The organism is Curtobacterium flaccumfaciens UCD-AKU (assembly GCF_000349565.1).
Classification (GTDB): Bacteria; Actinomycetota; Actinomycetes; order Actinomycetales; family Microbacteriaceae; genus Curtobacterium; species Curtobacterium poinsettiae.
In genome coordinates this window covers 65,622-86,466 of the sequence record NZ_KB714609.1, presented here as the reverse complement: position 1 = coordinate 86,466, position 20,845 = coordinate 65,622, and the positions used below count along the sequence as shown (strand labels likewise).

The following is a 20,845-nucleotide window of genomic DNA, read 5'->3' as shown; positions in this document are numbered from 1 at the left end:
TCCGTGCCGGGTGACGGTCGTGCCCGGACCCGGTACCGGGCAGGTGCGACCGCTCTGCACGAGCGGTCCTACTCGCCGGGTGCCGCAGGGGTGGGCGGGGCCGAGCGGTTGGTGATGAGGACGTCGATGACGACGAACGCGAGCAGGGTGACACCGAGCGCGGGCAGGAACGCGCCGATGACGATCGCGCCGACCGCGACGAGCCCGGACCCCCACCACGGCGCCCGGTTCAGGGCACCCGCGGCCGGGGCGTTCCCGACGCGCTTCCCGATGGGGCGGCGCTGCCACCACATCACGTAGCCGAAGACGACCATCGCGGCGATCCCGAGCGCCGTGACGAACAGCAGGATCTGGTTCGGCAACCCCCACATCGTGCCCATGTGCGTGTCGATGCCCCACCGGGTGAGTTTGGCGGGGAGGGAGAAGGTGTCGAAGTTCGTCTCGGACACCACGCTCATGTCCCGCGGGTCGATCGCGACGGAGTTCACCGCGGTGGGGTAGGACCGCTTGATCTCCGCGACCGTCCACGCCTGATCCGCCGTCGCCGGCGGGGTGATCTGCAGTTCGGACGCGTGGATGTTCGCAGCCTTCGCAGCGGCCAGGACTCGATCGAACAGCACCGGGGTGACGGCTGCCGGTCCCGCATCGGTCGATGCGGCGGAGCCGCCGTGGTGGGCGGCGTGCTCACCGCCACCAGCCGCCGTGCCGGTGTCGGAGAGGGAGGTGGTCAGTGCGGGTGTGCCCCAGCTGAGAGCGGAGCGGAGCTGGTCGACGTTGCCACCGCCGTACTGGGACCAGGTGATGCCCGTCGCCGACAGGAACAACGCGCCCAGGAGCAGCCACACCCCGGTGGAGGCATGCCAGGAGAAGACCCGCCGGTAGCCGCGGACACCACGTGCGGGGCGGACCAGGTCGCGCTTGGCGCGCGTCTTCCGGATCCGGATCACCCACAGGCCGAGACCGGCGAGGGCGACGACGCCGAGCCACGACGCCGCGGTCTCGCTGTAGAGGCGGCCGACGTCGCCGAGGAACAGCGACCGGTGGAACGTGTCCACCCAGGTGCGGAACGGCAACGCCCCGGAGGTGCCGTACACCAGGAGGTCACCGCGGACCTCGGCGGTGCCGGGATCGACGAACACCGCACGGTTCTGCGAGTCCATCAGCCCAGCCTCGGCGTACATCACCCGCGTCGTGGCACCCGGCGCAGGTGCCGGGCGGACGGCGGCGAGGGTGTCTTCGGGGTGGTGCCGTTGGATGTAGGCCTGCGCGGCGTCGATCTGGTCTGCCAGCGGCTTCGCGGCAGCGGTCGAGGGTGCGGTGAGCTCGTGTCGGTAGATGCCCTGCTCGATCGTCGGACCGAGCGCGTACACGGCGCCGGAGAGCGCGGCGATGAGGATGAACGGTCCGACGAACAGCCCGGCAGAGAAGTGCAGGCGCAGCAACAACGGTCCGAACCAGCCCCGCTGTGGGTTCCGGCGCGGCTGCGCCGTCGACGGCGCGGACGCGGGCGCAGTGGTGTCCCGATCGGCGGTTGCGGTCATGGTGCGGTGTTCCTCAGCTCGTGGGGATGGACGCGAGTGCCATCCCGGCACTCATCAGCAGCAAGAGCACGCCGTCGAGGCGTGCGAGGGGGTGTTGGCGGACACACGCTGACGCGATCAGCCGCACCAGCATCCAGACGGTCGCGATCGCGAACACGACGACGAGGACCCACGAGACCGGTGTCCATCCCGACCAGGAGGTGTGCATGCTGTGGCCGCTGCCGGTCATGTCCATCTCCGGCATCGACATCGGAGCCCCGCCGGCCATGGGCAGCATCATCACGCCCATGAGGGTCATCGCCGCCATCATCACCACGTGGTAGCCCAGCACCAGTCGCCCGGAGCCGCCGGGTCCGTGGTGCTCGTGGCTGCCGTACCGGCTGCTGCCGAGCGTGAGGACGAGGTAGAACGACGTCGCGAGGCCGAACACGAGGATCTGCAGCGTCGGCGGCGCGAGGGTCATCCCCCAGGCCCACGGCATCGCCAGCATCGCGACGCTCATCAGCACGTGGAAGACGTCACTGACCCGTGCGACACCGCTGCTGCCGGGGCGGAAGGCGAAGCCGAGGTACCCGACTGCCGTCACGGCGAACAGCACCGTGAGGAGGACGGACAGCGGCAGGCTGTGTGACACGAGGGGTGGACCTTTCATCGCGGCGGGTGGCGGCGCCACTCTACAAGTTGTAGAAGCCAGTTTCTACTGTATGTAGAATCGGCGCATGGTCGATGAGTTCGGGGCGCGCGGATGAGTCCGCGTCGTGCGCACGGGTCCCTCGAGGCGGGTGTGCTGCAGCTGCTCTGGGCGCAGGATGCGGCGCACACCGGCCGGCAGGTGCACGATGCGCTCGCAGCAGAGGTCGGCCCGCTGGCCTCCACGACGGTGTTGACCGTCCTCGCCAGGCTGGAGCGGAAGGGGCTCGTCGAGCGGGACCCGGCATCGAAGGCCTACCGGGCGACGAAGGCGGACCCTGCCGAGGCCGCTGATTCGATGACGGAGGTGCTCGGTCGGTCGACTGATCGCACCGCGGTCCTGCAGCGCTTCACCGGTTCGCTCGGCGCGGATGACCTGGACGTGCTGCGTGCCGCCCTCGGCGGAGCCGGCATCGACCGCACGGGCGCGTGACGGGAGGATCGGTGCTGTGATCGCCGTCCTCGGCCTCGTGGCCCTCGCGGTTGTCGTCACCGTGCTGGCTCCGAGCATCCTCACTCGTGGCACCTGGTGGCTGCACCGTCCGCAGGTCGCGCTCCACCTCTGGCTCGGAGCGTTGACGGTCGCCGCGAGCTCGCTGCTGCTGAGCGTGGGGATCGCGTCGGTCGTCGTCGCAACGAATGCGCACGCGCACGGGATCGGCGCTCCCGCCGCCGGCCTCTTCGCCTGGTGCGGGCTCGGCGTCGCCGGTGGTGTCGCCGCGCTCCTCGCCGCGAACGCAGAACCGATCTCGGCCGCGAAGCGCCGCACCGACGTCGCGGTGACGCTGCTCGTCGCCCGTTCCACCGTGCGGACCGAGCACATCGGCGGGCACGAGATCGCGTACCTGCACACGTCGGATCCGATCGCCTGCTCCACCGCTGACGGGCGCGTGCTGATCTCGACCGGAGTCGAGAACGCGATGCCCCCTGCCTGTGTCCGCGCCGTCGTCGAGCACGAACGTGCGCACGTGCTCGGCCGGCATGACCTCATCGGCCGCGTCGCTGCGCTGAACGCTGCCGCGTTCCCACGACTCCGGACTGCCCGGGAGTTCCGTCGAACGGTCGCGCTGCTGATCGAACTCGTCGCAGACGACACCGCCGCCCGCATCTGCGGACCTGCGACCGTCTGCAATGCACTGACGCTGATGAACCGGATCGACCCGAGCCCGGGCCTCGAGCTCCGCGCCGCACGTCTCGCCGCTTCGCCGGTGAAGAGCTGGCCGCACCGCCGCCACCCGGCCCCGGTCCTGCAGTCCCGCTGACCTCGACTCGCATCCCGTTCTACGTTTTGTAGAATGGGCGCATGGAGCGTTTCGAGTACCACGTCGTCGGGATGACCTGCGAGCACTGCGAACGCCGCGTCACCGGCGAACTCGAAGCGATCGCCGGCGTCGAGCTCGTCACTGCGGACGCCGCGACCGGTCTCGTCGTCGTCACCGCACCGGCCCGGCCGGATGCGGCAGCGATCGCCGAAGCCGTCGACGAGGCAGGCTACGAGCTCGCCGGTGCCTGACACCCAGGCCGCTGCCACCCCGGCCACGCGCAACCGGCCGACGACCGTGCCCGCCGTGGGGCGGTCGGGTGTGCTCAGGCGCGCATCGCCGTGGGTGGGCGCCGTCATCGCGGTCGTCATCGTCGTGGTCGCGGTCGCGATGCTCGGTCCTTCCTCGTACGACCGGCTGAGCCGCGGCTACCCGGGCATGCTCACCTCGATGCTCAGCGCCGTGCTCCGCCTCACCGCCGACGTCACCGGCGGCCTCACGACCGGCGGCCTCGCCGCTGCCGTGTTCCTCACGCCGCGCCGGTCACGCACGGTCATCGACAACCACCGCGACCTCGCGATCGTCCGCACCGCCGCCACCGTCTGGCTGGTCGCCGCGGTGCTGCTGGTCCCCGTCGACGCCGCAGACGCGAGCGGGCAGCCGGTGACGAAGCTCCTGACACCGGGCGCGATCGGCTACCTCGTGCAGGCCAGCTACCTCCCCGGCGCGTGGATCGTCGTCGCCTGCATCGCGGTCGCGATCCTCATCGCTGCGTACCTCGTCCGCAGCTGGGTCAGCACCCTGCTCCTGACCGGCATCGGCGTCATCGGGCTCCTCGCCCCCGTGCTGGTGACGCAGGTGCTCGTCGGCCCGAACCACGACTTCGGTGGGGACGCCGCCATGTTCGCCGCCCCCGCGCTCGGCATCTGGATCGGCGCCACGGCTGCCGGTGCCCGCCGGTGGCGAGTGAGCCGTCCCGGCACCGCCACCATCCGCAGGCACCGCATCCTCGCCCTCACCGGCTGGATCACCTGGACGGTCGGGTCGATCATCATCGCCGCAGTCGAACTCGCCGGCACGCCGCCGTGGGAAGCGCCCACCGGCGTGCTCTTCGCCGCCCAGCTGCTCCTCGTCGCCGCGGTGGCCGGACCGATCCTCCTCCGCAGGAGCTGGTTCGCCACCCCGACCGCCCCGGCGGTGCTCCTGGCGGTGCTCCTGGTCGCAGCCGCGATCGGCGTCGTCATGACGCGGATCCCACCGCCGGTGTACTTCGTCCCCACCGACGGACAGCAGCTCTTCCTCGGGTACCAGGTCGACACACCCCTCACCCCGATCACCCTGTGGACCGCCGGCCGGGTGAACATCCTCTTCCTCGTCATCGCGATCGCCGGGATCGCCACGTACGCGGCCGCCGTCATCCGACTCCGGAAGCGCGGAGACCACTGGTCGAACGGCCGGACCAGCGCCTGGATGCTCGGCTGGGCATCCGTCATCATCACCACCTCGTCCGGGGTCGGCCCGTACTCGTCGGCGTCCTTCGCCGTGCACATGGGCCTGCACATGAGCTTGAACATGCTCGGCCCGCTGCTGCTCGTCCTCGGCGGACCCATCACCCTGTTCCTCCGCGCCACGACCGCGCACCGTCGCGATGCCTTCGCCGGCCCCCACGAGTGGCTCGTCGCGGTGACCCACTCGAAGCTGCTGCGGGTCACGTACAACCCCGTGTACGTCCTGGCGGTGTTCGTGGGCTCGTACTACTGCATCTACCTCACCCCGTTCTTCGACTGGGCGATGCGGTACCACTGGGCGCACCAGGCGATGACCCTGCACTACCTCGCCATCGGGTACGTCTTCTACGCCCTCATCATCGGCGTCGACGCACCGCCCCGTCCGTTGCCGCACATCGGCAAGCTCGGCCTCGTCCTCGCAGCGATGCCCTTCCACGCGTTCTTCGGCGTCGTCGTGATGACCAGCGACACCCTGCTCGCAGGCACGTACTTCCAGTACCTCGACATCCCGTGGATCGGCAGTCTCGCCCACGACCAGTACGTCGCCGGTGGCGTCGCCTGGGCCGCCGGTGAGCTGCCGCTGATCGTCGTGGTGATCGCCCTCGTCACCCAGTGGGCCAAGCAGGACGCTCGACAGGCCAAGCGCATCGACCGGCACGCCGACCGGGGCCTCGACGACGACCACGAGCAGTACAACGCCATGCTCAGCAAGCTCACCACCCGCGACACCACCGCACCTGCACAGCGGGCCGATCCGACACGGTCCACCGGGCCCGGCTCGACGAACGAGCACGAGCGCGCCGACGACCGTCGGGCGCTGACCGTCACCGACCACCGGGAGCAGCCGTGACCACCACCACCCCGTCCCGAACCGACCAGCGAGCCGAGCAGCGGCTCGAACTCGACATCGGCGGGATGACCTGCTCCGCCTGCGCCAACGCGGTCGAACGCAAGCTCGGCAAGCTCGACGGCGTCACTGCGTCCGTGAACTTCGCCACCGAACGCGCCACGGTCGCCGGTCTGGGGATCGCCGATGCCGCGAGCGCGATCGCGCAGGTCGAGCGCGCCGGCTACACCGCCGCCGTCCACACCCCGGGCGATGACGCCTGGTCCGCCCGCGCCGCGGAGACCCGCACCACGACGCTCCGCCGCCGCCTCGCCGTCGCGGCACTGCTGGCGATCCCGCTGTGCGACATCACGATCATCCTGGCGCTCGTCCCTGCGTGGCGGTTCCCCGGCTGGCAGGCGCTCTGCGTCCTCCTCGCCGTCCCGATCGTCACCTGGGCTGCGTGGCCGTTCCACAGGGCCACCCTCCGGGGACTGCGGCACCACAGCACCAGCATGGACACCCTCGTCTCGCTCGGCGTCGTCGTGTCCTTCGGATGGGCGCTCTGGACGCTCCTCGTCGACCCCGCCACCACTCCCGGGTACTGGCTCGGATTCGGGAGGACTCCCGCCGGCGCGGACTCGATCTACCTCGACGTCGCCGCCGGCATGGTCACGTTCCAGCTCGCCGGCCGCTACTTCGAGAGCCGCAGCCGCCGACGCGCCGCCGATGTCCTCGAAGCCATCGGTGACCTCGGCGTCACCGAGGCGCAGGTCGTCACCGACGGCACCGAGCGCACTGTTCCGCTGAGTGCCGTGCGGGTCGGGAACCTCGTCGTCGTCCGCCCCGGCGGCCGCATCCCCGTCGACGGCACCGTCACCGACGGCGCCGCGACGCTCGAAGTGTCCGCGATGACCGGCGAGTCCGTCCCGGTCGAGGCAACGGCCGGGAGCACGGTCATCGGCGGCACCCTCGTCCAGGGTGGTCGGCTCGTCATCCGCGCCGACGCCGTCGGCACCCGCACCCGCCTGGCCCAGATGGCCGCCGTCGCCGACGACGCCCAACGCCGCAAGGCCGCGGTGCAGCGCACCGTCGACCGGGTCACCAGCGTGTTCGTACCCGTCGTGATCGGCATCGCGATCCTCGTCGCCGCCGGCTGGCTCGTCAGCGGCGCGGCTCCTGGCACCGCGATCGCGAACGGTGTCGCCGTCCTCATCATCGCCTGCCCCTGCGCGCTCGGCCTGGCGACGCCGACCGCGCTCATGGTCGGCGTCGGACGCGGGGGCCAGCTCGGCATCCTCATCAAGGGCCCCAGTGCCCTCGAGGCGAGCGGTCGCATCGACACCGTCGTCTTCGACAAGACCGGCACCCTCACCACCGGCCGGATGACCCTCACCGCCGTCGACACCTTCACCACCGACGCCGACACGGCCCTCGCCCTCGCCGGCGCCCTCGAAGCAGCGTCAGAGCACCCCATCGGGGCGGCGATCACCGCCGCAGCCAGCAGCCGGTTCGGCACCCTGGAGCCGGTCGCGGACTTCACCGCACACGCCGGACTGGGAGCAGCTGGGACCGTCGGTGACCGCGCCTGCGTCATCGGCCGGTCCGAGCTGCTCGAAGCCGCGGGGGTGCGGGTCGGCGACCGCGTCGCCGCGGTCGTCGCGGACCGCGAAGCGTCCGGCGCCACCGTGGTGCTCGTCGCCGTCGACGGCGACGTGGCCGCAGTGCTCACCGTCCGGGACGCGCTCCGTCCCGGCGCGATCGAGGCCGTCGCGCAGCTGCGCGCCCTCGGCCTCTGCACCGTCCTCCTGTCCGGGGACTCCGAGACGACGGCGTCCGCTGTCGGCGGTGAGGTCGGCATCGACGAGGTCATCGCCCGCGTCCTGCCCGACGAGAAAGCCGAACGCATCGCCCAGCTGCAGGCGGCCGGGCACCACGTCGCCATGGTGGGCGACGGCGTCAACGACTCCGCAGCCCTCGCCACCGCAACCCTCGGCGTCGCCGTTGTCGAGGGCACGGACATCGCCCTGAAGGCCGCCGACGTCATCATCGTCCGCGAGGATCTCCGCGCCGTCGTCGACGCAGTGCAGCTCTCCCGCGCGACCCTCCGGACCATCCGCATCAACCTCGTGTGGGCGTTCGGTTACAACATCGCCGCGATCCCGCTCGCCGCGGCCGGGCTGCTCAACCCGCTCATCGCCGCCGCCGCGATGGCGCTGTCCTCGACGCTCGTCGTCTCGAACAGTCTCCGGCTGCGGTCGTACGGGAGGTCGTAGTCCGCCCTCGGCGGGAGTGGTGGGGCCGGGGCAGAACCGGCGTGCCAGCGACGGTGTCGACCGTCAGGTCCGGACTCGGGGAAGCACCATCCGGACCTCGAAGTCGCCGCTCTCGGTCAGGCCGCTGGTGCAGAAGCCGCCGAGGAGCTCGGCGCGTTCGGCGAGTCCGAGGAGCCCGTACTGTCCGCTGGGCAGCGGGCCGGCGGGTTGCGCTCCGTGCGCCGCCACCGCATTGCGGACCACGAGGACCACGGCGTCCTCCAGGGTGTCGACGGAGATGTCGACCGGTCCGGGGGCGGCGTGTTTCCGGACGTTCGTGAGGCTCTCCTGCAGTCCTCGGTAGAGCGCGCGGCGAACAGCTGGGGGCGTCTCCAGGGGGAGGTCGAGCCTGGTCGTCGCCGTGATCCCGCTGGCGCTGACGAGCGCGGCGAAGTCGTCGGCGGTCGCGGCAGTGCGTGGCGCGCCGAGATCGGGCCGCCCGGTCGCCGTGGAGGAGCGGAGCACGCCGAGCATGGTACGGAGCTCGTCGAGCGTGCTGGCGCTGAGCTGCCGGATCGTGCGCGCGGTCTCGCGGGCCGCTGCGTCCGGCGACGCCACCTGGAGTGCGCCCGCCTGCACGGCGATGAGGCTGACGTGGTTCGACACGACGTCGTGCATCTCCCGAGCGAGTGCGGCGCGTTCGAGCTCGAGCGCTTCCTGGACGCGCTGGTGTTGCTCGTTGTCGTGCGCTCTGCGGAGTTCGTGCATCTGTGCTCGGAGCGCACGGCGGGCGGTGACGAGCATGCCGAGTGCTGCGGGACCGACGGCGAACAGGACGCCGTAGACGACCGTGATGAGGGTGTCTCTCGACAGCGGTGTGATCGACGAGATGGGTTGGAAACCCGCGAAGACGAACACCACACACGCGGCGACGACCCAGGACCGGCGACCGGCGGCGGCCACGGCGTAGAGGACGACGATGGCGGCGATGCCGCTCTCGGCGAAGTACAGGCCCGGGAGCACGAGGGCGAAGGCGACGAGTGGCCAGCGGTGGCGCAGCGGCATCGCGAGGATCGCCACCACGGAGACACCGACCTCGAGACCGTTCAGCTGCCCGGAACCGCTGGCGGCGTCCACGATCGCGGCGAGCGTCACCGCCACTTCGGATCCCCAGCGCAACCAGCTCGGCAGGCGAGTGCCGTTGCGGTCGACCTCGCGGTGGTTCATCGTTCGGCCGGCCGGTCGAGCAGACCGCCACGTTCCGCGAGGAGCGCCGCATGGACACGCGTGGCGACCCCGAGCTTGCGCAGGATGACGCTGACGTGGTCCTTGACCGTCCCGACTGCCAGGTGCAGCTCCTTGGCGATCTCGATGTTCGTCTGACCCTCGGCCAGGCATCGGAGGACGTCGGTCTCGCGCTGTGAGAGCTCCGACAACAGGGCCCGTGTCCGCCGTTCGCGTCTCGGGCCGGCGAGTGCACGGCCAGCCGACGGAGCGAGCAGGATCCCACCCGCCACGAGGCTGCGCACGAAGGTCGCCAACGCGTCCGGGTCGGTGTCCTTCACCAGGTACCCGCGCGCCCCCAGCTGCAGTGCCTGGTCGACGTAGGGCGCGGTGTCGAAGGTGGTCAGGATCGCCACGATCGCCCTGGAACGGCGTCGTTGCAGGGCACGGAGGACCGAGAACCCGTCGATCTGCGGCATCTCGATGTCGAGCAGGACCACGTCCGGGTCGGTCCGATCGATCAGTGCCACTGCCGCGACACCGTCCGCGGTCCCGACCACGTCGATGTCCTCTGCAGCGGAGAGGATCATCGCGAGGCCCCGCTGCACCAGGATCTCGTCGTCGATCACCACAACCGTCGTCACACTCGTCCACCCCGCACCGGCCCCGGCGCACGCGCTCCGAGGATCGATCGTGAGAGTAACAGGGCGCCTGCCAGTGGCGGTCGTCGCACAGCGACAACCCGCCACATGGCGGGGTGGTTGCCGCCGAAGTGGGGGAGCAGGCGAAGTCGGCGGACGGCAGCGTGGTCGGGAGACGGAGCAGAACGGTAGGCATCTCATGAACACTCCACGTCCCTCGCACTCCTCGGCGCTCTCCCGTCGCGGCTTCGCTGCGGCAGCGATCGTCTCTGCGGCCACGTTCCTGTCCGCGTGCGCGGTACCGAGGGCTCCGTCGGACGCCCTGCCGTTGGCGCTGGTGTACGGCGGCCCGCAGGGGTGCGCCGACTGCGCGCCGACGATCGCCACCGTCCTGCGATCGGGTCCGAGGCCGTTCCGCGTCCGGTTCGTCGGCCCAGGGACGCCGCACCCGATCTCCAGGTCAGCGCTCGATGCAGCCGCACTGTACGTGCAGCCAGGAGGGGGAGCGGACCTCGACGCGACGTGGCGAGACCTGCGACCGTCCGCTGACGCCATCCGATCCTGGGTGCACGACGGCGGATCCTTCCTCGGGCTGTGCTTCGGTGCGTACCTCGCGGGTTCGAACCCGGGGCTCGACCTGCTCCCCGGCGACACGTTCGGGTGGGCCGGATCGGCTGGCGCATCGGTCCCCGACGACCGGGACACGGTCGTACCCGTCACCTGGCGCGGCAGGAGACGGCACATGTACTTCCAGGACGGCCCGGGTTTCGCCCTGGACCGGAACGCCCGAGCCGAGGTGCTCGGTCAGTACCCCGACGGGGTGCCCGCAGCGTTGGTCGCTTCCTTCGGGGCCGGTCGCGTCGGCGTCAGCGGACCGCACCCCGAAGCGGACAGGTCCTGGTTCGAAGCGGCCGGCGTGCGCAACCCGGACGGGTACCGGCTCGACCTCGCTCGCGACCTCATCACCACGACCTGCGGGTGATCGAAGGGGGCGCCAGCCCCGCGTCGGCCACCGCTCGCCGTGTCGTCCGCGCCGCGCATCCTCCTCGGGGATGAAAGTCGGGCGCAGCGCGCCACCGGAGTTCAGCGCAGCGCCGATTCGGGGCCCCTCGTCCGGCTCGTAGCGTCGCAGCATGGCCTCCGAAACCACAGTTGCAAGCCCGATCGTGCTGCCGGCACACCGATGGTGGACCGGGCGCGCGGCGGTCGCGTTCGGTGGTGTCGCGGCCGTGGTGACGGTGGTGTTCTCGGTGCTGTCGCTCGTCCCGCACCTGTTGCCGGTCGACTTCCTGGTGTACCGATCGAGCGTCCCGGTGCTCCTGCACGGAGGCGACCTCTACGACGGCAACCTGACGGACCCGAAGCTGGGTCCGGGCGGGATGCCCTTCACCTACACGCCCTTCGCCGCGATCGCACTCACACCGACCGGCTTGCTCGGCTGGCACGCGGCGTTCGTCTGCTGGACCGTGCTGAGCGTCGCGGTGATCGCGGCGGTCGTGCTCGTCTTCGGACGAACGGCTCCGGGTGCAGCGGTCCGTCCTCGGCAGGTCGTGATCCTCGTCCTGGCGTGCGGCACGACGATCGCCGTCCAGCACCTCGTGTACGGCCAGATCAACCTGCTGCTCATGGCGCTCGTGCTGGTCGATGTCCTCGGTCCGCGGCGTCTCTTCGGTCGGCAGCGTCCGGTCGGCGTCCTGATCGGTGTCGCGGCTGCGATCAAACTGACCCCGGCACTGTTCATCGTCTTCTTCGCCGTCACCGGACAGTGGCGGCGGTGCGCGTGGTCGACCGTCGGGTTCGTCGCCGCGACGGCGCTGGGCTTCGTCGTCCTGCCGGGCATGAGCGTGCACTTCTGGACCGACACCGTGTTCCACCTGTCCGACCGTGTCGACCTCACCGGTCACGCGATCGCGTCGTCGGGGAACAACTCGATCACCGGTGCCGTCGCCGGGCTCGCCCCGGGTTCCGTCTCCTGGACTCCCGTGCTGGTCGGCGGAGCCGCGGTCATCGGCCTCGCCGCGGCACGGATCCTGCACCGTCGCGGCCGCCGGATCGAGGCGATCGTCGCGATCGGACTCGTCGCGCCGATGCTCTCGCCGATCAGCTGGATCCACCACTGGGTGTGGATCCTCCCCGGTGCGATCCTCGTCTTCCAGCGGCTCGGCCGCAGGTCCCACCGCGTCGGGTTCGCGGTCGTGGTGCTCGGCTTGACCATCCCCGGTCCCAGCTTCGCGGACTTCATCGCGAGCAACGCTCCAGCGCTGCTCGCCGTCGCACCGCTGTGGCGCGAGTCCCTGCTGCTGTCCGCAGCCGCGATCATCGCGGCGATGCTCACGCTCCCGTCCGCCGGAGCGGGAGAACGGCCGCTTCCCGCATGAACGACTCAGCCCAGGGGCTCCGCCGGACCGCGTGGTCCGTCGTCGCCGTGGTCCTTGCCGTCGCCGTCCCCGCCGCGGTCGCCGCAACCGTCCTGCTGCCGTCGGCACCGACGTCCGGGGGAGTGACGGTGGACCGAGACGGTCCGGTCATCGTCGGGTCGCCGACGCAGCGAGACCTGGCCGGTTGGACAGCGACACCGATCCCCGGCGCCGCGAGCACTGCGTCGTTGCGTCGCTGCGCAGCCGGCAGCAACGACGAGCCAGCGGCCGCACCGGCGCCCGATCCGGCGGCGCTGTCGGAGACCCGCGGCAGCATCACGGCGATCATCATGCGGACACAGTCGGGTCCCCGTCTCTGCTTGCTGGTTCGGGATCGTCTCCTGCTGTTCCGCGGGTTGGCCGACGCTGACGGATCAGGTCGAGGCGTGACGCGGAGCGCCGTCGGCGGCGGACTCGTCGACCACGTCGACCACGTGTCACTCGGCTTCGTCGCGGGCCGCACATCGCCGGCGACGGTCGCCCTGACCGCCGAGGTCCCCGATCTGCCGACCGTGGACGCGTCCGTCGGGTCCGGATGGTTCGTCCTCTGGTGGCCGCGCAGCACCCCCGCCGACCTCGTGCGCCTCCACTGCCGACCGGCGCGTAGCCTACGCAGATGCTGATCCGCGGGGCGAAGAGCCGGAGGGCGCTGTCCGCTCGGGCGTCGAGGGGACGGCTGCTGCTGCAGGACGCCCTGCTCGCCGGTGTGGTCGTCGCCGGAGCGCTCGCACAGCTCCTGGTCCCGGTGCACCTCTTCGTGGTCCCGGGCGCCGCAGCGCTGGCCGCCGCCTTCGTCGCGATGACGCTGCGACGTGTCTGGGTCCCCGGCGCCCTCGGAGCGCTGCTCGTGCTCGCCGTTGTCGAGTCGTACGTGTACGGGGACCGGTTGAGTCCCCTCGCCCTGGCGTACATGATCGTCCTCGGCACGGCCGCGGCCTACGGCTCCCGTGTGCTGGTCGGTGTCGCCGGCTTCGGTGCCGCGTTCGGTGGGTTCTACGCCGCGTGGGCGCTCTCCTTCGGAGGAGGGCGGTACGGGGACCTCCTCTCCGAGCCCACGGAGGTCCAGGCGGTGGCGCTCTTCGCGCCGGCGGTGGTCCTCGTCTCGGCCTGGCTCGTCGGCGTCCTCGTCCGGTTGCGTCGGACGAACCGGGTCGTGACGGCACTCCGGGAACGCGCGCAGGTGCACGCGGACCGTGCCGAGGAGGCGGCGCGCTTCGAGCGGCTCCGCGCCGACATCGCCCGTGACGTCCACGACGTCGTCGGGCATGCCCTGACGGTCGTGATCGCCCAGTCGGACCTCGCTTCGTTCGTCGACGACGTCGATCGGCTGCACGACATCACGGCGACCATCGGCACCACCGCCCGGTCATCGATGCAGGAGATCCGTGACGTCCTCGACGACACCGAGGAAGTCACCCGACCCGGCTCCCATCAGGAGACCGTCGCGGCGCTCGTCGGCGAGCTCCGCGGAGCGGGTGTCGACGTCCGGCGGGCCGTCGACGGCGTGCCCACGTCGGTGCCGGACCGGAGCGGGATCGTGATCCGGCGGATCGTCCAGGAGATGCTCACGAACGCCGTCCGGCACGGTGTCCCGGCCACCCCTGTCCTGCTGCGAGAACGATGGAGTCCCGAGATGCTCGTGATCGAGGCCCAGAACCAGATCGCCGACGAACCGGACAGCGGCGGAGGGCGCGGCATCCCCGGTATCCGGACGCGGCTCGCGGCGATCAGCGGAGACGTCGAGATCGAGCGCGCCGACGGCGTCTTCCGGATCCGCGTGCACGTCCCACTGACCGCGTCGACGTCGGGGCGTGCCGAGTGATCCGGGTCGTCCTGGTCGACGATCAGGAACTGTTCCGTTCCGGACTGCGCGGTGTGCTCGACGCGCAGGACGACATGGTCGTCGTCGGCGAGGCGGGGAACGGCGTCGACGGCCTCGCGGTCATCCGCACGACCCGTCCGGACGTCGTGCTGCTCGACATGCGGATGCCGGTGATGAGCGGGCTCGAGACGATGCGCACCCTGGCTGCTGCGCAGACGTCCGATGCCGGTGGAGTCGTGCCCCGGGTGATCGTGCTCACGACCTTCGCGCTCGACCGTGCGGCGATGGACGCGATCCGGAGTGGCGCCCAGGGCTTCCTGCTGAAGGACACGACCCCGGCGTTCCTGACCGCGGCGATCCGCACCGTGTTCGAGGGGAACGCGGTGCTCGCTCCGGGGCAGCTCTCGGCCCTGCTCGACAACGACGACAACGACAACGACAACGACGAGGGCGGCGGCCGGCAGAAACCCTCCTCGCAGGAGCCACCGCCGGAGTTCGAGCTGCTGTCCCGTCGCGAGGCCGTCATCTTCCGCCGGGTCGCACGCGGTGAGACGAACACCGAGATCGCGACCGCCGAGTTCGTCAGCGAGTCGACCGTCAAGACGCAGGTGAGCAGCATCCTGCTCAAGCTCGGACTGCGCGACCGCGTGCACCTCGTCGTCTGGGCACACGACCACGGCCTCCGTGACGCACCGGGCGCCATCGGGATCTGAGACACGACCACCTGACGGACTGGAGGCCCGACACCGGCTGGTGACGGGCCTCCAGTCCGTCTTCGAGCGAGCACAGGACGTCGGGTCGCCGCGGCAGACTCGTCGTCTCCTGCGCACTGGATGCGCGCGCCCCGCGCGCTCAGCGGTTGAAGAACAGCAGCCCGCGCACGAAGCCGGCCTGGCCGGCGTGCTGCGTGCAGTCGTCGAGGATGCTCACGAGCCGAGCGCCGGCCGTCACGGGCGGGTCCCACGCGTCGTCGACGACCGGGTCGAGGTCGTCCGGGCCGAGTGTGCCGAGGTACGCGACGGTGCGCTCGTGCACTGCGCGCAGGTACCCGGTGAGCAGGTCGGCAGAGGCTCGCACCCGGCCGACGTCGTCGCGGGACATGCCGTACCCGAGCGCCTCGGCCGGGAACGGCAGGCCGAACCGGTCGTACCAGCCGTTGGCCGTCCAGACCTGCTCGGAGCCGGCGAGGTCGGCGATCTGCGCGTCCTGGCCGCGGGCGATGTGCCACACGAGCCAGGCCAGGGTGTTCGCCCCGGCTGCCGGTCGTGCTGCGAGCTGGTCTTCGGAGAGCCCGTCGACGGCCCGCTCGACGGTCTCGGGGATGCGGGAGAACGCTTCGGTGAGGAGTTCGGAGGGGGTCATGGCGCTCACGCTACGCGCGGGCCGTGACACCCGCGCTCACTCGGTGGACGACCGGTGGTGGCGTTCCAGGGCCGCGGCGAACCCCTCGAAGGCAGCGGCGACGACGGCGCGGTCTGACGGTGCGACGACCTGCTGGAACGCCTGCGAGTAGACGGCGCCGACCTCGCGGGCGACCGCGGTGCCCGACGGCGTGAGGTGCAGGAGCACGCTCCGGCGGTCCTCCGGGTTCGGGCGGCGCTCGAGGTGCCCGTGCTTCTCGAGCCGGTCGATGAGCGACGTCATCGCCCCGGTGGTGAGCTCGAGGTACTCGCCGGCCTGCTTCGGGGTCACGCCGTGGCCGCCCGCTGCGTTGAGGAAGAACACGAAGCGGGTGTCCGTGGCGTTCAGTCCGCGGCTCGTGCTCTCGTGGTGCAGGACGCGCGCGTGCTGCATCTGGAGCACGCGGAACGCGGTGAGCAGCCGTGGGAGGTCGGCGTCGGTGCCTGCCGGGTCGGCCGCGGTGACGTCGGGCGACACCGGTGCCGGGGGCGTGCGCGGCGCGATCCTGGCCGCGGGGACGGCGGGTGCGCGCTGGGGGAGGACGACCTGGTCGGTGTCCGTCATGGGGGCTCTTCTCGGGTGCAGGGGTGGAACTTCAGTCAACAAGTAACTCACTCGTCAAGATACCCCCATCAATGGGGGCATCCCGGGTATTGAGAGCTGCTCGACGGCGAAGTAGCTTGATCGTCGTACCACCTCGGCACGTAGCGCGACCAACCACCGCGGGCCCGTCCGAACCACCGATCAGACCTCATCCTCACGGAGTCCAACCATGTCTCGTGTCACGCCTCGTGCTGCCCGCCTCGCCGCCTGGATCGCCATCCCCGCCGCGCTCGTCGCCTCGGGGGTCGTCGTCTCGACGGCCTCGTACGCGGCCTTCTCCTCGACCACCGTCAACCCGACGAACAACTGGACGGCGGGCAGTGTCGCCCTGTCCGACGACGACAACAACACCGCGCTGTTCACGGCGAGCAACCTGAAGCCCGGCTCGACCGGTGCGAACTGCATCACGGTGACCTCGACCGGTTCGCTGCCCTCGGCCGTGAAGCTGTACGGCACGAACGTCACGACCACGAAGGACCTGGCGGCGAACGTCAACCTGACCGTCGAGCAGGGCACCGGCGGTGGCTTCGGCTCCTGCTCCGGCTTCACCCCGGCCGCCACCGGCAGCTCGCTCTACAGCGGCACCGTCGCGGGCTTCGGCGCCGCCTCGACCAACTACGCGACCGGCGTCGGCAGCTGGACCCCGACCGGCACCGCGTCCGAGACGCGCGTCTACCGCGTCACCTACACGGTCTCGAGCACCGCGCCGAACACCGTGCAGGGCGGCACCGCAGCCCTCGGCTTCACCTGGGAGGCCCAGAACAGCTGAGTCGGGGCCGGGGCCGAACCCGCCCCGTCCGTTCCCTCCCCGCAACGCGCCCCCGGTCGAAGGCAGTCATGAGCAGCATCGCAGTGCACGGTGGTCCCGCACCGCACGCAGCGGTCCGTGACGCCGTCGAGTGGGGGCGCGTCGTCGTCGCCTCCCTTGCCCGCGGCGTCGTCGCGACGCTGCTCGGCCTCGCGCTCTGGGCGGCTGCGCCGGCGCTCATCGGCTGGCAGCCCACCACCGTGATGACCGGCTCGATGGAGCCGCGGATCGTCCCCGGTGACGTGGTCGTCTCACGGCCGGTCGGCTCGGGCGAGATCGCCATGGGCAAGGTCCTGCTCGCCGACGACCCGGACCAGGCGGACCACATGCGCATGCACCGGTACGTGCAGGACGGCTCCCGCGGCACCATGGTCACGAAGGGTGACGCCAACCCGCAGCAGGACTCGACGCCGATCGAGCGCTCCGCGGTGCACGGCATCGCCTTCCTGCGCATCCCGTTCATCGGCGCACCGATCCGGTGGATCAGCGCTGGCGAGTGGGGCCTGGTCGCGATGCTCGCACTCGGCCTGACCGCGGTGCTCGCGCTCTGCACCATCGACGGGTCGCTCCGGCGGCTCGTCGACGCAGACGACGCCGACGCCGACGACGCGGCCGACGGCCCCGACGACGCGGCCGGTCCGGACGGCGCGACCGGGTCGGCAGACGGTACCGACGGCGGCCTGGAGGCGCCCGACGGCGCCGCCACGGGCCTCCCGTCCGCCGCGTCCACCGTCCTCACCCGTCGCGCCCTGCGTCGACGGGTCCGTCGCAGGCGGCGGCTGCGCCGTCTCGGCGGGGGCGCAGCGGTGCTCGTGCTCGCCGCGGCGGCCGGCGTGCTGCTGCCCGGGACGGCGGACGCGGCCCCGTGGTCGCGGACCACCGTCGCACCGACCGCGAACTTCACGGCGGGCACGGCGACCGGTGTCCCCACCCTGACCTGCGTGCCGGCCGGGTCGAACACGGTGACGATCGCCTGGACCTACGACAACGGTGCGACCGTGCCGGTGTCGTTCGACCTGATGAACGGCACGACGCAGGTGGCCAGCACGACGCTCGCCGGGGCCCGTTCGATGGTCTACGGGGGCGCCGGACTCCTGAACCTCGGCACGACGTACACGCTCAACCTCCGCACGAACCTCGGCAACAACTGGACGGCGACGAGCACGCCGACCGTCAAGGTGAAGGTCGTCGCGGTCCTGGGCATGGCATCCGCGAGCTGTGTGACCACCTGAGCCGTCCACAGGGCACCGCGGGATGCCCCTGGATGTCCCCGGACGGCGTTACCGTGGCCGCATGCGCATCCTGCACACCGGCGACTGGCACCTCGGCCGCACACTGCTGGGTGCGGACCTGCTCGAGCACCAGGCCGCGTTCACCGACTGGCTCGTCGACCTCGCCCGCGAGCGCGCCGTCGACCTCGTCGTCATCGCCGGTGACGTCTACGACCGTGCGATCCCGCCCGTCGACGCCGTCCGCATGCTCTCGCGCGTGCTCGAGCGGCTCGCCGAGACCACCACGGTGGTGCTCACCCCGGGCAACCACGACTCCGCTGCTCGGCTCGGCTTCGGCGCCGGGGTGATGGGGCAGCGCGTCCGCATCCTCGCCGAGCCCGCGCACGTGGCCGACCCCGTGCTCGTGGCCGACGACGACGGCCCGGTGGCCGTGTACGGCATCCCGTACCTGCACCCCGACCTCACCCGGTACGCCCTGGCCGCGGTCCCCGACGAACCCCTCGCCCGCTCGCACCACGCCGTCGTCCACGCCGCCACCGAACGGATCCGCACCGACCTCGCGACCCGTGCCGGTACCCGCAGCGTGGTCGTCGCCCACGCGTTCGTCGGGGGTGCCGACCCGAGCGACAGCGAGCAGGACATCCGCGTCGGCGGGGTCGACCGCGTGGCCGAGTCCGTGTTCGACGGCTTCGACTACGTCGCCCTCGGGCACCTGCACGGCCCGCAGCGCGTCGGCGACGACGGCCGGATCCGGTACGCCGGGTCGCCGCTGGCGTTCTCGTTCGGCGAGCGGCACCAGCGGAAGTCCGTGACCATCGCCGAGCTCGACGGGGCCGGTGCCGTCACCGTCGAACTCGTCCCGACACCGGTCCCGCGGCGACTGGTCGACGTCCGGGGCAGCATCGACGCCATCGAGTCCGGGGCCTTCCGGGCCGACGCCGACGCCTGGGTCCGCGTCGCGGTGACCGACACCGTGCACCCCGAGCGCATGTACGCCCGGGTGAAGGACCACTTCCCGCACGCCCTGGCGATCACCCACGAACCGGCGGACCGACCGGCCGCCACCGCCGCACGGGCCGTCACCGCGACGTCCGACCCGGTCGAGGTCGCCGGCGACTTCGTGGCCTTCGCCACCGGCGGGGCACCCGACGACGACGAACGGGCCGTGCTGACCGAGGCGTACGAGGCCGCGGCGCTCGCCCTGCAGCGCGAGGGGGACCGCTGATGTACCTGCACCGACTCGAACTCCGCGCCATCGGCCCGTACCCCGACCTCGTGACCATCGACTTCGCGGCGCTCGCCGCCTCCGGAGTGTTCCTGCTCGAAGGGCCGACCGGCTCCGGCAAGTCGACGATCATCGACGCGGTCGTGTTCGCCCTGTACGGCGGCCTCGCCGGGTCCGACGCCAGCTCCGACCGGCTGCACAGCCAGCACGCCGACCCCGCGGTCGAGCCGTTCGTCGAGCTCGTGTTCGAGACCGGCGCCGGCACCTACCGGGTGCGACGCACGCCGCAGTACGACCGCCCGAAGCAGCGGGGGACCGGCACGGTGAAGCAGCAGGCGTCCGTGCAGCTGTTCCGGCTCGCAGCGCCGGACGACGTCGTCGGTGAACCGATGTCGTCCCGCATCCCCGAGGCCGCGGTCGAGATCGCCCGGATCGTCGGGCTCGACCGCGCGCAGTTCCTGCAGACCGTGGTGCTGCCGCAGGGCGAGTTCGCCCGGTTCCTCCGATCCCCGGGGGAAGACCGCCGGAAGCTCCTGCAGTCACTGTTCGGCACCCAGGTCTACGACCGCACCGCCGACGAACTCGCCGCCCGCCGCCGGGCCGTGCAGGCCGAGGTCGACGGGGCCGACGACCGTGTCCGCGACGCCCTGGCCCGGTTCGCCCAGGCGGCCGGTCTCGACGACGCCGACGAGACCGTCGTCCCCGGCACGGTTGTGTCCCTGCGTGCCACGGCCGACGCAGCCGGGGCAGCACGGACGGCTGCCGCTGCGGCCGCGACGGCGGCGACCGAGCACGAACGGTCGGTGACGGCGCGTGCGGCCGCCCTCGAGCGCCGATCGGCACTGCTGCGGCGACAGGCGCTCCTGGACGACGACGCTCCCGCGATCCAACGCGCACGGACCGCGGTGGCGACGGCGGAGCGCGCCGCCCGGGTCGCGGCGGTGGCCGACGGTCTCGACGCCGCGATCGCGCGTGCCGACGACACCGCAGCGGCAGCCTCCCGTCTGCGTGACGAGCACGAGCTCGACACCGTCGACGCTGAGCAGATCGTCCGGCGCCGCGACACGCTGACCGACGCGCTGTCCGGCGTCCGGCACCTCGTCGCGGTCGAGGCCGAGGCGGACGCCCGGCGCACCGCGATCGCCGATGCCACCGCGACCGCAGCACGGCTCACCGACGACCTCGCCGCCCTCGACACCGCGCTCGAAGCCCGGCCGGCGGAACGCGCACGGATCGTCGAGGCCGCCCGGTCCGCGTCGACGACCGCTGCCGACGCGGACGCCGCGGCGCACGAGGTCGCTCGTGTGCAGTCGCTCCGCGCCGACCTGGCCGCCCGCGACCGCGCCGAGCACCGCGCGGCCCAGGCCGAGCGGGTCGTGGCCGGTGCCCG

19 protein-coding genes are annotated in these 20,845 nt (G+C 71.8%); 13 read left to right on the top strand and 6 right to left on the bottom strand.

The genetic code is table 11. From position 1 onward, the window contains the following. Positions 1–68: 68 nt before the first annotated feature. Both H489_RS24010 and H489_RS36640 read right to left on the bottom strand, forming a co-directional pair. On the bottom strand, positions 69–1,541 hold the full coding sequence (locus tag H489_RS24010; protein WP_017886228.1) for a PepSY-associated TM helix domain-containing protein: 1,473 nt from the start codon (positions 1,539–1,541) through the stop codon (positions 69–71). A 13-nt stretch (positions 1,542–1,554) separates the two neighbouring features. After that, positions 1,555–2,175: a DUF5134 domain-containing protein gene (locus H489_RS36640; protein WP_017886227.1), complete on the bottom strand. Its 621-nt coding sequence runs from the start codon at positions 2,173–2,175 to the stop codon at positions 1,555–1,557. 111 nt (positions 2,176–2,286) lie between these two features. Between H489_RS36640 and H489_RS24000 the strand changes: the two genes are divergently transcribed. The 5 genes from H489_RS24000 to H489_RS23985 are packed head-to-tail and all read left to right on the top strand — an operon-like array spanning position 2,287 to position 8,103. After that, positions 2,287–2,664, top strand: coding sequence for a BlaI/MecI/CopY family transcriptional regulator (locus tag H489_RS24000; protein ID WP_017886226.1), 378 nt, complete (start codon positions 2,287–2,289; stop codon positions 2,662–2,664). A gap of 16 nt (positions 2,665–2,680) precedes the next feature. Further along, positions 2,681–3,493 (top strand): M56 family metallopeptidase, encoded by an 813-nt coding sequence (locus H489_RS23995; protein ID WP_017886225.1) that lies wholly within the window; start codon positions 2,681–2,683, stop codon positions 3,491–3,493. A 41-nt stretch (positions 3,494–3,534) separates the two neighbouring features. Continuing rightward, positions 3,535–3,744: a heavy-metal-associated domain-containing protein gene (locus H489_RS23990; protein ID WP_017886224.1), complete on the top strand. Its 210-nt coding sequence runs from the start codon at positions 3,535–3,537 to the stop codon at positions 3,742–3,744. Continuing rightward, positions 3,737–5,851: a cytochrome c oxidase assembly protein gene (locus H489_RS0118440; RefSeq protein ID WP_017886223.1), complete on the top strand. Its 2,115-nt coding sequence runs from the start codon at positions 3,737–3,739 to the stop codon at positions 5,849–5,851. Before H489_RS23990 ends, H489_RS0118440 begins: the two co-directional genes overlap by 8 nt. Further along, positions 5,848–8,103, top strand: coding sequence for a heavy metal translocating P-type ATPase (locus H489_RS23985; protein WP_017886222.1), 2,256 nt, complete (start codon positions 5,848–5,850; stop codon positions 8,101–8,103). Before H489_RS0118440 ends, H489_RS23985 begins: the two co-directional genes overlap by 4 nt. A 63-nt stretch (positions 8,104–8,166) precedes the next feature. Here H489_RS23985 and H489_RS23980 read toward each other — a convergent pair whose 3' ends face one another. Both H489_RS23980 and H489_RS23975 read right to left on the bottom strand, forming a co-directional pair. Then, on the bottom strand, positions 8,167–9,243 hold the full coding sequence (locus H489_RS23980; RefSeq protein WP_167578287.1) for a sensor histidine kinase: 1,077 nt from the start codon (positions 9,241–9,243) through the stop codon (positions 8,167–8,169). A gap of 62 nt (positions 9,244–9,305) precedes the next feature. After that, positions 9,306–9,935, bottom strand: a complete 630-nt coding sequence (locus tag H489_RS23975; RefSeq protein ID WP_231564072.1) for a response regulator — start codon at positions 9,933–9,935, stop codon at positions 9,306–9,308. Positions 9,936–10,146: 211 nt separating this feature from the next. On the opposite strand from H489_RS23975, the gene H489_RS23970 reads away from it, so the two are divergent. The 4 genes from H489_RS23970 to H489_RS23950 all read left to right on the top strand — a co-directional run bounded on the left by H489_RS23970 (position 10,147) and on the right by H489_RS23950 (position 14,899). Next, complete coding sequence (locus H489_RS23970; protein WP_152427171.1) at positions 10,147–10,929, top strand: BPL-N domain-containing protein; 783 nt, start codon at positions 10,147–10,149, stop codon at positions 10,927–10,929. A gap of 151 nt (positions 10,930–11,080) precedes the next feature. Next, a complete protein-coding gene (locus H489_RS23965) occupies positions 11,081–12,325 on the top strand; it encodes a glycosyltransferase 87 family protein (protein ID WP_081612199.1) in 1,245 nt (414 codons plus the stop codon). Positions 12,326–12,980: 655 nt separating this feature from the next. After that, positions 12,981–14,186, top strand: coding sequence for a sensor histidine kinase (locus H489_RS23955; RefSeq protein WP_017886216.1), 1,206 nt, complete (start codon positions 12,981–12,983; stop codon positions 14,184–14,186). Next, on the top strand, positions 14,183–14,899 hold the full coding sequence (locus H489_RS23950; RefSeq protein WP_017886215.1) for a response regulator: 717 nt from the start codon (positions 14,183–14,185) through the stop codon (positions 14,897–14,899). The genes H489_RS23955 and H489_RS23950 overlap by 4 nt, the downstream gene beginning before the upstream one ends. A 139-nt stretch (positions 14,900–15,038) precedes the next feature. Here H489_RS23950 and H489_RS23945 read toward each other — a convergent pair whose 3' ends face one another. Both H489_RS23945 and H489_RS38465 read right to left on the bottom strand, forming a co-directional pair. Next, on the bottom strand, positions 15,039–15,548 hold the full coding sequence (locus H489_RS23945) for a mycothiol transferase (RefSeq protein ID WP_031259296.1): 510 nt from the start codon (positions 15,546–15,548) through the stop codon (positions 15,039–15,041). Positions 15,549–15,584: 36 nt separating this feature from the next. Beyond that, a complete protein-coding gene (locus H489_RS38465) occupies positions 15,585–16,151 on the bottom strand; it encodes a MarR family winged helix-turn-helix transcriptional regulator (RefSeq protein ID WP_017886213.1) in 567 nt (188 codons plus the stop codon). 208 nt (positions 16,152–16,359) lie between these two features. Between H489_RS38465 and H489_RS23935 the strand changes: the two genes are divergently transcribed. From H489_RS23935 to H489_RS23920, 4 genes are all read left to right on the top strand, one after another. Further along, positions 16,360–16,959, top strand: a complete 600-nt coding sequence (locus H489_RS23935; protein ID WP_017886212.1) for a hypothetical protein — start codon at positions 16,360–16,362, stop codon at positions 16,957–16,959. A 68-nt stretch (positions 16,960–17,027) separates the two neighbouring features. After that, a complete protein-coding gene (locus H489_RS36630) occupies positions 17,028–18,230 on the top strand; it encodes a S24/S26 family peptidase (RefSeq protein WP_017886211.1) in 1,203 nt (400 codons plus the stop codon). Between the two features lie 61 nt (positions 18,231–18,291). Continuing rightward, entirely contained in the window at positions 18,292–19,455 is a 1,164-nt protein-coding gene (locus H489_RS23925; RefSeq protein WP_017886210.1) for a metallophosphoesterase family protein, read from the top strand. Next, the coding region (locus H489_RS23920; RefSeq protein ID WP_152427170.1) for an AAA family ATPase at positions 19,455–20,845 on the top strand (1,391 nt) is incomplete at its 3' end. The genes H489_RS23925 and H489_RS23920, both read left to right, overlap by 1 nt.